This is a genomic window from Paenibacillus sp. FSL R5-0486 (genome assembly GCF_037975155.1).
GTDB lineage: Bacteria > Bacillota > Bacilli > Paenibacillales > Paenibacillaceae > Paenibacillus > Paenibacillus amylolyticus.
Genome location: NZ_CP150237.1, coordinates 5,397,985 through 5,413,011, shown reverse-complemented (window position 1 = coordinate 5,413,011; position 15,027 = coordinate 5,397,985). Strand labels below are relative to the sequence as shown.

Below are 15,027 nucleotides of genomic sequence, written 5' to 3'. Positions count from 1 at the left end.
AGGAAGCCACGATGATCAAATTGACTGACCTTAATATAAAACCATCTAACGCCCCATTCAATGAAATGACCATTCAGAAAATGGATAATAAAGACATTGCTATTATTGGGATGGAAGGATATTTCCCAGGCGCGGATTCCTTAGATGAATTCTGGGCAAATCTTCGTGAAGGCAAAGATCTGATCGGTGAGTTGCCGGAATACAGAAAGAAAGATGTAGACGACTATTTAAAGTATAAGAACATCGAGAATCCCCAGTATGTAAAAGCTGGGTTTCTAAATCAAATTGATAAGTTCGATTATCCCTTTTTTGGACTATCGCCAGCTGAAGCAAAAGCAATGGACCCCAATCAAAGGTTGTTTCTCGAGGTAGCATGGAGAGCTATAGAAGATGCGGGGTATGGAGGAAGGAAGTTGAGAGGAAGCGAAACCGGAGTGTATCTCGGTTTTAGCGGCAACGCTGGAGGGCTATATCAAGATTTTGTGCAGGATATCGCTCCTGAATTAGAAAATGTCGCAGGTAGCCTGAATGCGATCATCGCCAGCCGAATTTCCTACGTGTTGGATTTGAAGGGACCAAGTATGGTAATTGATACCTCTTGTTCATCTTCACTAGTTGCAATTCATACTGCAGTTCGAGCGATAAGAAACGGGGATTGTACGGCCGCTATATGCGGCGGAGTGAATCTGAGTATTTTACCGACAGAAAGTCAAAGCCAGATCGGTATAGAATCCTCTACGTCCCGGGTTCGTGCTTTCGCGGAGGGGGCAGATGGAACCGTGAGTGGGGAAGGAGTAGCTGCCCTTATATTAAAGCCGTTACTTGCAGCTAAAAATGACGGTGACCATATCTATGCGATTATCAAGGGAAGCGCAATAAACCAAGATGGCAGATCCGCTGGAATAACGACGCCTAATGTAACAGCGCAGGAAGAAGTGCTGATTAAAGCGTGGAAAGATGCTCGAATCGATCCGAGTACCCTATCTTATATTGAAACTCATGGGACAGGTACAAAGATCGGAGACCCTATTGAAGTTGAAGCTTTGACAAAAGCAATGAGAAGATTCACAGATCAAAAACAATTTTGCGCCATAGGATCTTTAAAATCTAATATTGGTCATTTGGATGGAACGGCCGGAATTGCAGGAGTCATTAAAAGTGTGTTGTCTTTGAAAAGGAGAGCGATTCCTTCTTCTCTACACTTTGATTCTCCTAATGAACTGATTGATTTTATTAATTCTCCCTTCTACGTGAATCGGGATTTCTCTTTATGGGAAGCAGGTTCCGGCATCCGGCGTTGTGGAATCAGTGCCTTTGGTATGAGTGGGACGAATTGTCATCTTGTCCTTGAAGAGTATGTGGAGAACGAACAAAAGAGTGCAATTATCGAAAAAACAAGTCAAACCTCGTTTGAGTTTTTAACTATTTCTGCTCACAATTACAGTACACTAGTTGAACTGATGAACGCCTATGCTTTGTTTTTGTCTTTAAATCCAGATGTTGACTTGAAAGCGCTGTGTTATACAATTAATACGGGCAGGGGACAGTATGCGGAGCGAGTATTAATTATGTTCCATAATTATGAAGATCTTGTCCAGAGATTGGAGTCGATCCGCTTAAATCCGCAAAACAACGAGATAGAGCATGTGTACTATACTAATCCTGCGGCGGAAGCGCCGTTACTGTTTCATCCGTTAGCGTTATCTGACTCAGTAAGTACGCTCTTGCATAGCTACTTGCAAGGTGACCAGGTTCAGCTTGAAAGTCTGTATGAGAAACCGGTGCCTAAAATATCATTGCCTGTGTACCCATTTGAAAGAATTCGATGTTGGTTGGATGTAACAAACCAATCTCTTCTGAATAATTCTTCCAATGCAGGAGACGCCGATACCATTCAACAAAAGGTGATCCAAATTTGGAAAGAGGTCTTAGGATACAGCGAAATCAATGTAGACGCAAATTTTTACGATTTGGGTGGAGACTCTATATTTGCTTTGAAAATCATCAATAAATTAAGAGAACAACTTCATATAGATCTTGAAATTAGCCAATTATTAGTCAGTCCGACACTTTACGAGTTCGCAAGTTATATAGAATCACAATGGGACAAGAAACAGATGGTATCCCTCGACCATATTCATCGAACCCATAAAAAAGAAGAATTTATACCTCTTACGTATGCACAGAGAGGGATATACTACGCCCTTCAAAGAACAAAGATCAATACAAGCTACAATATGCCTGGCTCCCTGGACATTTATGGGACCTTGGATGTAGAGAGAGTGGAGCGCTCTCTTCAAGAACTGGTTCTTCGACACAGCCAACTACATGCATCGTTCCACTATATTAATGATATGGCTATGCAAAGGATCGAAAAACACGATTTGGTCATTGAATACTTACATTTGGAACCCCAATCGACCATGGAGTCATTATATAGAAATTTTGTACGTCCATTTGATATTACGAGCGATTTTTTGTTTCGGGTGGCTATAGTAAAATGTGCGGCGACACATCATTGCCTCTTTTTCGATGTACATCACCTTGTATCAGACGGTGTTTCTATGAATATTCTAATGGAGGATTTTGTTGATTTATATCATGGTCATCCGATTGAATCTAGCAGGTATACCTATGAGGATTATATAAACTGGCAGAAAGGTGAAGAAGGGAAACAGACGCTAAGGAAACAACAGCAGTTTTGGAGAGGACAATTCAAGGACGGAGTCCCTCTTCTTGATATGCCCACAGACTTTAGCCGTCCGAATGTAAGAAAGGGTACCGGGCAAGATTTACGAATGGATATACCCACCTCTTTAATTAGAAAAATTAAGGACATTGCCCATGAGGAGCAAACGACCTCGTATACTGTGTTGCTCTCAATATATGTATTGTTATTACACAAGTATGCAGGGCAAGAAGACTTGGTTGTAGGTACACCGACTTCGGGGCGATCCCGTAGTGAGTGGGATAGAATTGTTGGAATGTTCGTTAACACGCTAGCACTTCGAATGAAAATAAATAAAGAGAATACATTTAGGGTGTTTTTGCAATCTATTCGTAAAACAGTTCATGATGCACTCAATAATCAGAGTTACCCTTTTGAACTCTTGGTTGAAGAGATTGATTACTCTACTCCATTAAATCGAAACCCGCTATTCGATACGATGTTCATCATGCAAAACAATAAGTCTAGCATTGGAGATATCGAGGATTTATCTTTTATAAGCAAACCTTTTGTCAATGATACTGCTAAATTTGATTTCAAAATGGAAATCTATGAACAAGATGAGCAGATGGCGATTGTATTTGATTACAGCACAGAGTTATATCACGAAGCTACTGTGAAAGCATGGTTAGATGATTATATTTTCTTAATAAATCAAACATGCGGAAATATGGATCAACGCATTGTTGAGCTTGAGCTAACGGGAAGTGAGAAAAGTAAACAGACCATGATCAATTTTAATGACGATCTGACCTAGTGATGGGTCATAAGCATCTACATTGGATTAGAATTCACTTCTGATTGAATCGTTCTCATTGATGTGGAAGTCTCATCGAAGAAACTATGCAAGAATGTGTGGAGGGTCATATGTGCGGAATATGTGGAGTATATAACATGCGTTTTAAAGAACAAGTCATCGTTCCAGGTACGTTGGAACAAATGACGCAAGTTCTTCATCATCGGGGCCCTGACGATCATTCTAAATATATTGGGAATCGAGTTGCTTTTGGATTCACTCGCCTTAGTTTGATGGATTGGGAACATGGTCAGCAACCGTTCTCTAATGAAGACGGCACAGTTATTGCTATATGTAATGGTGAAATTTTTAACTATGAGAGCTTGAAAAGCTCCTTACAATCTGAGGGGCACGTTTTACACACAAAATGTGATATGGAAATCATTCCTCATCTATATGAAAAATATGGTATAAAGTTTATGCAATATATAAACGGGCAATTTGCTATTGCATTATATGATTCAGTTCGAGAAGAGATGTATTTGATTCGGGATCAGGCAGGAATATGCCCTGTGTTCTACACGGTGAATAACGATGACTTTATTTTTGGATCGGAGATCAAATCCATCCTCCATCATCCATCTGTGGAAAGAAAAGTAGACTTGGTTGCTTTAGATCAATTACTGACTTTTCCCAGTATTATAGCTCCCAGAACATTATTTCATGGAATTTCCAGCTTGGAAAGCGGACACTATTTACATATTACTGGTAACCGCATGGAGAAGGTTCAATATTGGGATCTCGTTTATCCCAAGTCGCACGAAATAGAAGATTCATTGTGCGAGGAGCAGGATTACATTGAAGAACTGGACCATATTTTTTCCGAGGCTGTTGGAACTCGGCTAACGGCTGACTTCCCGGTAGGACTTTATGTCAGTGGGGGGTTGGATTCTTCCATGATTGCTTTGAAAGCTTCTCAACTTTCACCATCGCCAAGGAAGTCGTTCTCCGTTACATTTGCTGATAAAAGTATGAATGAGTCTATCTATCAGAAGTTAGTTGTCGATGAGATTAAATCGGAACATTTCCAACACGAATTCGATATTCGTGATATCACTGAACATTTGAAAAGTGTGGTTTGGCATTCGGAAACAGCACTTAAGGAGAGTTATAATACAGCGTCCTATATGCTGTCCAAGCTGGTGAACCGTGAAGGTATTAAAGCGGTCTTAACCGGTGAAGGAGCAGATGAGCTTTTTGCAGGCTATGTAGGCTATCGGTTTGATCAATTTAACGCCAAAAAGGGGACTCACTCCATCGCTGAAGAGGAGGTTGCCATACGAGAAAGGTTATGGGGGGATGGCAGCTTTTTCTATGAACGGGACTATAGTCAACTGAGACAATTGAAGTTAAGGCTATATGGGGAGAAAATACTTCCTGACATTGAATCCATAGATTGTCTCCGGTATCCTGTAATCTCTAAAGAGAAGATTGCGGATATCCACTTGCTGCATAAACGTTCCTACATTGATTTCAAGTTGAGACTACCGGAACATCTATTGGCAGGTCATGGCGATCGCATGGCATATGCGCATTCGGTTGAAGCGCGTTACCCTTTTCTGGATTATAAGTTGATGGAATTTGTCTCCCGAAAATTGCCACCCCACTTAAAGCTTAAAGGGTTTAATGAAAAATATATTCTCAAAGAAATAGCACGAAGTATGGTTCCTAACGAGATTATCAAACGGCCGAAATTCGCTTTTGTCGCTCCCGGAAGTCCCGACTTAATTAGAGAGGCAGACGAGTATTTGATTAACCTCCTCTCTAAAGAGCGATTAAAGAAGCAAGGCTACTTCAATCCAGATTTTGTGCATGAATTGGTGGAGCAGTATAGTCGTAATGATTTCAAATTAAACCTCCCTTACGAAAGTGACATACTTATCATTATAATTACTTTTTGTGTATTTTTAGATGTGTTTGATATGCCTGATTTATAAAAGAAATGGGTGATTGGATTGGATGACAAGGTTCGGAATACGATTCAGAACAGAATATCAGAAAGTTTCGCACAATATAAGGACTACTGTGCGGTGGAATATTTAAGTCGTCATATCACGTATTCAGAGTTATATAAGGACATGAATCGAATCACACAGTGGCTGCACGTGAACAATGTTGAGAAGGGCACATTTGTTGGTGTGTGCTTCCAGGATCGTTATATGGTAATTGCATCTATGCTTGGAATCTGGCAAGCCGGTTGTGTATTTGTGCCGCTTGATGCAGACTATCCAGACCAAAGATTGTTGTCGATGGCGGTCGCTTCCGATTTGCAATTGGTCATTACAGATTCTATGCCTGGACTTGTTTCACTAGAGCAAGCTGGGCTTAAGGTTCTAACGCTAGATCGAAAGCAATTGGACGATTTGTTATTTTCCGAACCAATGGAATCCGTTGAATATGATGAGGATGATGCAATATATATTTACTTCACATCGGGAACAAGCGGAACTCCCCATGCCATACTCGGTAGAAACAAAGGGCTCACTCATTATGTAGAGTGGGAAACTAGTGAATTCAAGTTATATAGAAAAAAGGTAAGTCAACTCACTTCTCCAGGTCATGATCCATTCCTTAGAGATATTTTAGTGCCCTTGTTATCAGGGGGGACAATCTGCATTCCCGAATCTAGGATGACTCTTCTGAACACCAATCAGTTAATGGATTGGCTAGAAAATAGAGGAGTTCAGTTAATTCATTGTACACCAAGTTTGTTTAAGAACATGACTTCTTTCAAGCCCAACCGAGAGCATTATAAGAGTTTGGAATATATCTTTTTGGCAGGAGAAGAGATCGTTCCGCAAAAGCTGAAATCTTGGTATGAGGCCATTGGAGATCGGGTACAGCTTATTAATCTGTATGGACCTACTGAAACGACGTTGGCTAAATTGTTTTATAGAATCAAACCCCAAGATGTGTATCGAGCTAGTATACCCATCGGTCAACCTATATCCGGAACTCGTGTCATTATATTGAATGATGATTTGCAGATGTGTCCAGTTGGAACAAAAGGTGAAATCATTATACGTACTCCGTATCGAAGTTTAGGGTATCTCCATGAGGAAGGTCTCAATCGCGAAAAATTTATACAGAATCCTTTTTCAGAGCGCGACAACGATTTGGTTTACAAAACTGGAGATATTGGAAGAGCATTACCCGACGGGAATATTGAGTTTTTAGGGCGAAAAGATAGACAGGTCAAAATTAGAGGACATCGGGTTGAATTAGCTGAGGTTGAGCGAGTGATCATGGCTTCCGGTCTTGTGAAAGACGTCGCTGTTATAGTGAAAGAAGCACCTTCCGAGGAGTTAGTTCTCATTGCTTACGTTATTCCGAATACGGAAATTAAAGCAAATGACGAACCTGTGTATCCATACGAAACCTATATCCGAAAAGTTGAGAACCATTTATTAGAACCAATGATTCCTTCGTACTTTATTGAGCTTTCTAAATTCCCTATCAACGCGAATGGAAAGATTGAGTATTCAGCTTTGCCTGAGCCTGAGATGGTTGAATATGTTTCGCCAGTCGGTCGCTTTGAACAAGAAATCTCCGAGATCTGGACGGAAATTTTGGGGGTTGAATTCATTGGAAGAGAGCATCACTTTTTACATTTAGGCGGAAACTCTATCAATATTATGAATATGATTGCTAAAGTATACGAAAAATACGAGGTGGATTTAACACTGGAAGTTATTTTTGAAAATTCTCGCCTCTCTGATATTGCTCGGTATGTAGAAGCGGAATATGTGGAAAGAAAAGAGGCGGGAGAGGAAGTACATGGCATTAAAAATCATTCAGGAGATTAAGCCGTTCAACCAATTTTTTTACAAAAGCTGTTTTTATAACGCCCTTTTCTCCGTGCTGGAATGGATGGATAGAAGCATCTATCCACATATTTCTAATGATATTATGTTTTATAGTCAAGACGAAGAAGTGCCTGGCATGCTGGATATGACATATTATCCTTTTCGAGATCCGGAATTAATATTTAAGGAAGAAAATTATGAAGTCTGCACAAGCCGGCGACAAGAAAATATTATAGAATACCTTGTCAGTTCAATACATCAGAATAAACCTGTTATTATATGGGTCGATTGTTTTTATGAAGATATTCGATTGGATATGTATCACAAGGAACATTGGGCCCACACGTTATTGATTGTGGGTTACAACGATGATACGAAGCAGTTTGCTATTATGGAACACTCCAACAAAGAATCCCTAAATTATGGATTGAAATGGATTTCTTATTCCAGTCTTAAAGAAAGCTACGATGCTTTTTTTCAACTGGATCATGCGGATGAGAATCTTATTTCCACGTATAGGTTTGAATCGAAGCAAGAGCCTTTTGTCTCTGATTGGATCGAAACATATGAGTACAACATATTTAAACATCGCGCTAAGTACACAGAGGGTATCAAACAACTGGAACAATATTCGGCTTGGTTTGGCGAAAAATGTCTAGAAGAAGGTGAGATACAGGCATATGCCGAGTCCATATTTCTAGGATTTAATCGCATTGTTGCAGCCAAACAAGTAGAGTGTGCGAGGTACTTTTATTTTGATAGTAAACCAGATCGGCTTCAGACAATAGGAGAAATATTGGACGCATGGAAGAATATCCGGGCAATTTGGGGCAAATTATATTTTTCCGATATGTACTCTCCTAATCAATTGATGGCTACCAAAGACATCTTAAACAGAATCATGGAAATGGAGAAGAGACTGATTAAAATTAATGGATGGGAGCACATCAATGAATACTGAAATGAAACCAGTATTATTTTGCATTCCTTATGCCGGTGGAAGCTCCTCTATTTATTATAAGTGGAAAAAGGAATTAGAGAGTACTATAAAGGTTATTCCGCTGGAAATGAGTGGTCACGGAAGCCGTCTAAACGAACCACTGTATTCCAATATTGATGAAGGTGCGCAAGATTTGTTAAGTCAATTAAAGAGAGGGGATATAGATACACCTTATATTATATTCGGCCATAGTTTGGGAGGAATGTTGGCTTACGAAGTTTCTAGAAAAATTCAAATAAATGGGGATCCTCCACCAACTCGCATCATTATATCAGGATGTTTACCACCAGGTAAATTCGGGACTTCCAGGCAAGAAAAAGTCAAGGATATGGACGACGATCAACTAATAGAAACACTAAGGGATTTGGGAGGCACTTCGGAAATGTTGCTTGAGGAACCAGAGCTCCTTCGTTTGTTTTTACCCATTATCCGCAATGATTTCCATATAGTTGACAATTATCAGCATATACCAACAGAACCTCTTAATATCCCATTGTCGGTGTATATTGGCGAGCGGGATGTACCTTGTGACCTGAAGTCGGTGATGGAATGGCAACATTTCACTACGCTTCCTTGCACGGATGTTAAGGTTTTTCGGGGTGGTCACTTCTTCATTCATGAAGATGAGCAGTCAGTTCTCCAGCAAATCTCAGTTGAAACAAGTAACTTATCATGTACAGGGAGTGAATAAATATGAAGAACATAGAGCAACGTTTTTTCAATGTGATCCAAAAAGAATTTCCGGAGGCAGATATTGAATTTTCCATGGATACTAACTTGATCGACGCAGGAGTAAATTCAATCAGTTTTATTAAGCTTGTAATTCTCATCGAAAATGAATTTGATATTCAATTCGAAGAAACCAAATTAGACTTAAGTTACTTTCCAACGATTAGAGAAATCTTAGAGTATATTGAACAACAATCCAAAAGTGAAGACACGAACTAGAGGAGCCGAGATGGGAAAGACAGCCGTGTATTCGACACGTAAAACTTTTGCCAGACTAATCAAACATTCTAAAGCCTATGTTTTTCATTATCTTTGTTTATTGCTTATCATCTCATGTTTAGCCTTTGTTAACATAGGATATCTTGAATCTATCCGTAGAATCATATCAGGTGCAACTACAAAATCTCTTGATAGCGTTTATATGGGTGCCATTTTGGCGATAGGTGCAACCATTTTACAAGTTTTTTTAGGTCTTTTACAGGGTAGAGTCATGATTCGAGTGAAGAATAAATCTGTAACCGATATGCAACATCGTGTCTTGAATCAATTGCACGGTAAACAGCATGAATCCTTAGAAGGCTATCATAGTAGCGATCTTGTGGGTAGATTACTTCATTCTGTCGATAAAGCTCAATCAGGTGTAAATGAAAAATTTCTGGTTTTTTTCCAAAATGGCTTGCAAGTAATTTTAAGCTTAGCCTATTTCAGTTGGCTTAACCTTCCACTGACGATTGGATTGATTGGCTTTACTTTACTCTACCCGATCATCACGTATCCCATTTCACGTGTTCTGCGAAAGAATTATGACCATCAGGGTGATGAGATTGCTCAAAGAGATGTAGTTTTGCAGGAAGCGGTTCAGGGAGTTGAAGAAGTTCGAACATATCAATTGCAAAACTATTTTCGATATGTACTAGAAGGCAGGTTAAACAAAGTTTTAAGGCGGACACTTAAAATTTCCTTGTACGAGAGATCTGTCGATTCTCTGAATCGATTTGCTACCTTTGGTGGTATGATTTTCACGTTGGGTTTCGGTGGGTATCAAGTCATTCAAGGGGAGTTACTTGCAGGGACATTAGCTACATTTGTAGTCACCAGCGGTCAACTTATCAATCCTCTATTGTCCATATCCAGTTTGTGGACTGAGATGATTCAATCTATAACACAAGCACAGCGAGTTTTCACCATTAGTGATCTGCCAGAGGAAAATAATAAAACTTTTACTGGAAATTCGAGCTCCGTTTCTCAAACTTCCCATTCTATTATGTTTAGTAACGTAGGTTATCGTTATTCGAACGGAAATAATGGGGTGAAGAATATATCTTTTCAAATAGAAGCAGGTCAGATGCTGGCCGTTGTCGGACCAAGTGGAGCAGGCAAATCGACTTTGATGAAGTTGATGTTACGACTGTATACTCCTTCAGAAGGAGTAATAAAAAGTGGTCAAGTGTCCATAACGGATATGGATCTTAACGAATGGAGATCTAGTCTGGGTTATGTCTCCCAGGATGCAATCGTTTTTAGTGGTTCTGTTAGAGAGAATATCTGCTTTGGACTAAGCGATATATCTATGACCGAAGTGGAGAATGCAGCGAAGCTTGCACATTTGCATGATCGAATATTAATGCTCCCTCAAGGTTATGAGACATGTATTGGAGAGCGTGGAGTTCAGCTATCCGGAGGAGAGGTTCAGCGGCTTGCACTTGCAAGGGTATATTTACGGAAATCACCTATCCTGTTATTGGATGAACCGACTTCCGCATTAGACCTCGAAAATGGAATAAAGTTCAGGGAATCACTGGATCGTTTAGTTCAAAGCTGTACAACGATTGTCATAGCTCATAATTTGGATACAATACGCTCTGCGAACAAAATTGTCTACATGAACGAAGGAACTATTGAAGAAATGGGGAGCCATGAAGAACTGATGAATAATAAAGGGAAGTATTATCAACTTATACAGAGCAAGGTTTTGTGAGGGGGAAGGCACTTGGAACTTCGTTTTAGCACACGACAGACTGTATCTCTTATATGGTCTTACACTAAGAAATACGGAATTTTGCTTGTGTTTCTTCCTTTTTTAATGTTAGTTGATGTCATTTTTGAATTAGGCGTTGCGAAAATCCAGGGATTATTTATCGACACGGCAACCACCAGTACTAAAGAGCACTTATTTTATCTTGTTCAAATTGTGGTCGCTTTATTAGTTGCAGGTATCCTGTTATTGGCTGTGCATCGTCATATTATTGTCAAAGTTTTGGGCAATGTCCATCGTGATTTAACGTTGAAGTTGTTTGCAGTACTAAATCATATGCCTTATGAAGAAATAAAGAAATATCATTCTGGCGAACTCACTTCACGCTTAAAAGAGGATATTGAACATGGTTCGCAAATTATTGAAGCTATAATTGAATTTATCACCGTGTTGTTGCTTATTATCTTATCTTTTGTTTACTTGATTCGGATTGATCTGGTATTGGCATTGTTGGGGGCGGTGGGTTCTCCGGTTCTTTTTCTGATTGGTCGTATATTTGATCGGAGGATTCGATATCAGGCTAGTCGTGTACAGGAGGATGAAACGAAGTTAAGAGAAACATCACAAGAATTTATTCAAGGTTTGCCAGTTATCAGAATGTATGGTGCCAAATCTCTTTACCTTAACCAATTTATGGAACAAAGGAGAACGCTTAACCATTCCCAAACAAAGCTTGCCATGTCCAACGCGATGAGCCGGATTTTTACGGAAAGTAGCTTTCAGCTTGTGTATGTAACCGCTCTGATCTTTATTGCTATTGCGGCTTCCAGAAATACGTTAACGCCAGGAAGCATAGTGACATTCAGCGTTCTATTTGAATTAGTGATATGGCCCGTAATCGGGTTGTCCGATCAGTATAGTCGTTTGCAAGAAGGAGTAGGAGCCTTTCAACGCATTAATAAGTTTTTAAATACAAAGAGTAGCACAGATGAGATCGAACCCGTTCATTCGAATGATAGGAAACCAATTCAGGAAGATATGATAATCTTCATGAGAGATGTCTCTTATCAGCCTCAAAATAGTGAACAAACGATTCTAAGACATATCAATTTTGAATTGAAAAAAAGAGAGAAAGTTATTGTTATAGGAAGTAGCGGTTCGGGTAAATCGACATTTTCGAAAATATGCTCTGGACTTTACCAACCTACCAGTGGCGAATTCAGATCAGCAATTGATAAGTCCGTTTACGTTGGTCAATCCATATTCTTGTTCTCGGGTACAGTAGGAGAGAATATTAAATTAGCTATGGACGAAGCCACGGAACTGGATATTCGTCATGCAGCCTCCTTGGCGGGAGTAAACGAAGATATTGAACGTTTGCCTCTATCTTATGACACATCCTTAAGTGAGAAGGGAGACAATTTCTCCGGTGGGCAGAAACAGCGTTTAGGCTTGGCAAGGGCATTTATTCATCAGAATAGTCCATTGATAATTATGGACGAACCCACATCAGCATTGGATCAAGGGAAAGAACAAATCATAATAAATGCCTTGGAGAATTTCCTGCAAAATAAAGCTGCAATACTGATTACCCATCGTTTGAATCTAATTCCTTTGGCAGATCGCATTATCCTCATGGAAGATGGTCGAATTGCTGAGGATGGGACTCACGACGAACTAATGAAGTTAAATGGTAAATATCGAAAGCTCCAAGACATAAACAATACAGATGAATGATAGATTGTTAACTTCGAATGTGCATTGACTTAATGAATTTCTCCTAATCTTCTTGGCTGGTGGAATCGCAAGATTCGTTGATTTTCGATTCAGTTTGATGAGGATCGGGCTAAGAGGATGGGGGATGTTAGGGAGGCTTAGAACAACGAAATGTTGAGCAGACATAATAAAAGATTTTTATAATATGTAACCGTTTACATAAAATACTAATGTTCATCCATGATCTGTGAAGGGAGTGAAGCTTCATGTAAGTGCAATTCGAACAGATGGTCTATATTATGTCGTCTATACCACGAACTGGTCATGTAATACCATCGGGATACCGGGTTATTTCCTGCGCAATAATAATTTTGTGTCCAGAAAAGTCCAAGGATAACAGCGATCGGCAAGTTGTTCTGACATCGGAGTGCTAGATACAAATATTCTTTAATTGAACTTATATCGTTGTGTTCATTCAAAGGGACTTAATCATATCCCGTAAGGAGTGAAGTGCATGAAGGGGTTGAAACAAATGAACGCATATGCTGCTGGAGCCTATACGGCTGTTGCCGATCCATCGAAGCAATATCAGACGATGGAAGGATGGGGAACATCCCTCGCGTGGTGGGGCAAAGTGGTTGGAGAATATTCCAATCGGGATGAGTATGTGGAGAAAATGTTCAATGCAAATACCGGACTGGGGCTGAATATTCTGCGGTACAACATTGGAGGCGGGGATAATCCATCGTCCAATATCCTTGAATATCGCAAAGCCGTTCCTGGTTACCAGCCTTCTCCCGGCGTGTATGACTGGAATGCAGATGCAAACCAACGATATATGCTGCAAGCTGCCAAAGCGCAAGGCGTGAATGTCATCGAAGCTTTTGCGAATTCCGCACCTTACTGGATGACGATCAGTGGTAATGTGTCCGGTTCGGCCAATGGTGGTAACAACCTCAAGCCCGATTACTACGATGATTTTGCCGATTACTTAACCGAGGTTGTAAAGCATTTTCGGGATAACTGGGGGATCACATTTGATAGTGTAACTCCGCTGAATGAACCGATCTCGACGTGGTGGAAGCAGGGCAATGACCAGGAGGGCATGCACTTTGACCGGGCGGATCAGAACACAATTCTGAGTCAGGTACAAGCTTCGTTGAATGCAAAGGGCCTGTCCACAAAGCTGAGCGCACCGGAAGAATACAGTATCGATGATACCAATGTGTCGTTCAACAGCTACAGCAATGCGGTTAAATCAGCGATCACTCAGATCAACACTCATACGTATGGCGGAAGCAATCGTACTGCTTTGCGCAACACAGCGACGTCTGCGGGCAAACATCTGTGGACCTCGGAATATGGAGATGGGGATGCAAGCGGACTTACGATGTCACGGACCATCCTCAAGGATATTCGCAATATGGGCGCAAGTGGATGGGTGTATTGGCAAGCCGTCGATAGTGCAGAAGGATGGGGATTCTTCAAGAACGTGTTGAACAATACACAAACGACCAGTTACACCGTGAACCAAAAATACTATGTCATGGGCAATTACAGCAAATTTATTCGTCCTGGATACAAGATTATCGGCATGAATGATGCCAATACCCTTGCAGCCTATGATGCAGCTTCCGGCAAAGTTGTACTGGTTACAACCAATTCGGATTCGACGGATACAACAGTAACCTATGATCTCAGTCGTTTTACTAACACAGGCACGTCTGCTCAAGTATATCGGACCTCTTCAACAGAGAAGTTGCAGCAACTGACCAATATTTCAGTGCAAAACAAAACCTTTACCGCTACGGCCAAGGCCAATTCGGTCACAACCTACGTCATTTCCGGTGCAACTTACAATGGCGGTACAGGATATGAATCCGGGGCCATCTACAAATCAATCAATCGAAATAGCGGACTTGCACTCGATGTTAACGGTGCTTCTTCTACGGGTGGGGCAACAATCATTCAGTGGAATGATAATGGAGCAGCCAACCAGCAATGGAAGCTGGAGTCGGCAGGTAACGGATATTACAACATTCGCAATGTAGGCAGTGGGCTTTTGCTGGATGTGAATTCGGGTTCCACACAAGGCGGAGCCGCTCTGATTCAGTGGCAGGATATGTGGTACTTGCGAATCGAAACAGTGGACTGACGGTTGACATCAATCAAGGGTCTCTGACCGCGGGTGCCTCCACCATTCAATGGGCCGACAATGGCGGGGCCAATCAGCAATGGAGCCTAGTCAAAGTTAATTAGTGTGAGTACACATGAATT

At 40.6% G+C, this 15,027-nt stretch carries 9 protein-coding genes; all 9 read left to right on the top strand.

The window, feature by feature from the left end; all coding sequences use genetic code 11:
- Nucleotides 1–11 precede the first annotated feature (11 nt).
- The 9 genes from MKY01_RS24040 to MKY01_RS24000 all read left to right on the top strand — a co-directional run bounded on the left by MKY01_RS24040 (nucleotide 12) and on the right by MKY01_RS24000 (nucleotide 14,905).
- Entirely contained in the window at nucleotides 12–3,485 is a 3,474-nt protein-coding gene (locus tag MKY01_RS24040; protein WP_339283875.1) for a condensation domain-containing protein, read from the top strand.
- An 86-nt stretch (nucleotides 3,486–3,571) separates the two neighbouring features.
- Nucleotides 3,572–5,461 (top strand): asparagine synthase (glutamine-hydrolyzing), encoded by a 1,890-nt coding sequence (asnB, locus tag MKY01_RS24035; protein ID WP_339283874.1) that lies wholly within the window; start codon nucleotides 3,572–3,574, stop codon nucleotides 5,459–5,461.
- 18 nt (nucleotides 5,462–5,479) lie between these two features.
- Nucleotides 5,480–7,330, top strand: coding sequence for a non-ribosomal peptide synthetase (locus tag MKY01_RS24030; RefSeq protein ID WP_339283872.1), 1,851 nt, complete (start codon nucleotides 5,480–5,482; stop codon nucleotides 7,328–7,330).
- Nucleotides 7,302–8,291, top strand: coding sequence for a C39 family peptidase (locus tag MKY01_RS24025; protein WP_339283870.1), 990 nt, complete (start codon nucleotides 7,302–7,304; stop codon nucleotides 8,289–8,291). The genes MKY01_RS24030 and MKY01_RS24025 overlap by 29 nt, the downstream gene beginning before the upstream one ends.
- Nucleotides 8,281–9,021, top strand: a complete 741-nt coding sequence (locus MKY01_RS24020; protein WP_339283868.1) for an alpha/beta fold hydrolase — start codon at nucleotides 8,281–8,283, stop codon at nucleotides 9,019–9,021. Before MKY01_RS24025 ends, MKY01_RS24020 begins: the two co-directional genes overlap by 11 nt.
- 2 nt (nucleotides 9,022–9,023) lie before the next feature.
- Nucleotides 9,024–9,278 carry an acyl carrier protein gene (locus MKY01_RS24015; protein WP_127550003.1) on the top strand — a complete coding sequence of 85 codons (255 nt, stop codon included), beginning with the start codon at nucleotides 9,024–9,026 and terminating at the stop codon, nucleotides 9,276–9,278.
- Nucleotides 9,279–9,288: 10 nt separating this feature from the next.
- Entirely contained in the window at nucleotides 9,289–11,037 is a 1,749-nt protein-coding gene (locus tag MKY01_RS24010; RefSeq protein ID WP_282320543.1) for an ABC transporter ATP-binding protein, read from the top strand.
- A 12-nt stretch (nucleotides 11,038–11,049) separates the two neighbouring features.
- Nucleotides 11,050–12,771 (top strand): ABC transporter ATP-binding protein, encoded by a 1,722-nt coding sequence (locus MKY01_RS24005; protein WP_339283866.1) that lies wholly within the window; start codon nucleotides 11,050–11,052, stop codon nucleotides 12,769–12,771.
- 493 nt (nucleotides 12,772–13,264) lie between these two features.
- On the top strand, nucleotides 13,265–14,905 hold the full coding sequence (locus MKY01_RS24000) for a glycoside hydrolase (protein WP_339283865.1): 1,641 nt from the start codon (nucleotides 13,265–13,267) through the stop codon (nucleotides 14,903–14,905).
- Nucleotides 14,906–15,027 lie beyond the last annotated feature (122 nt).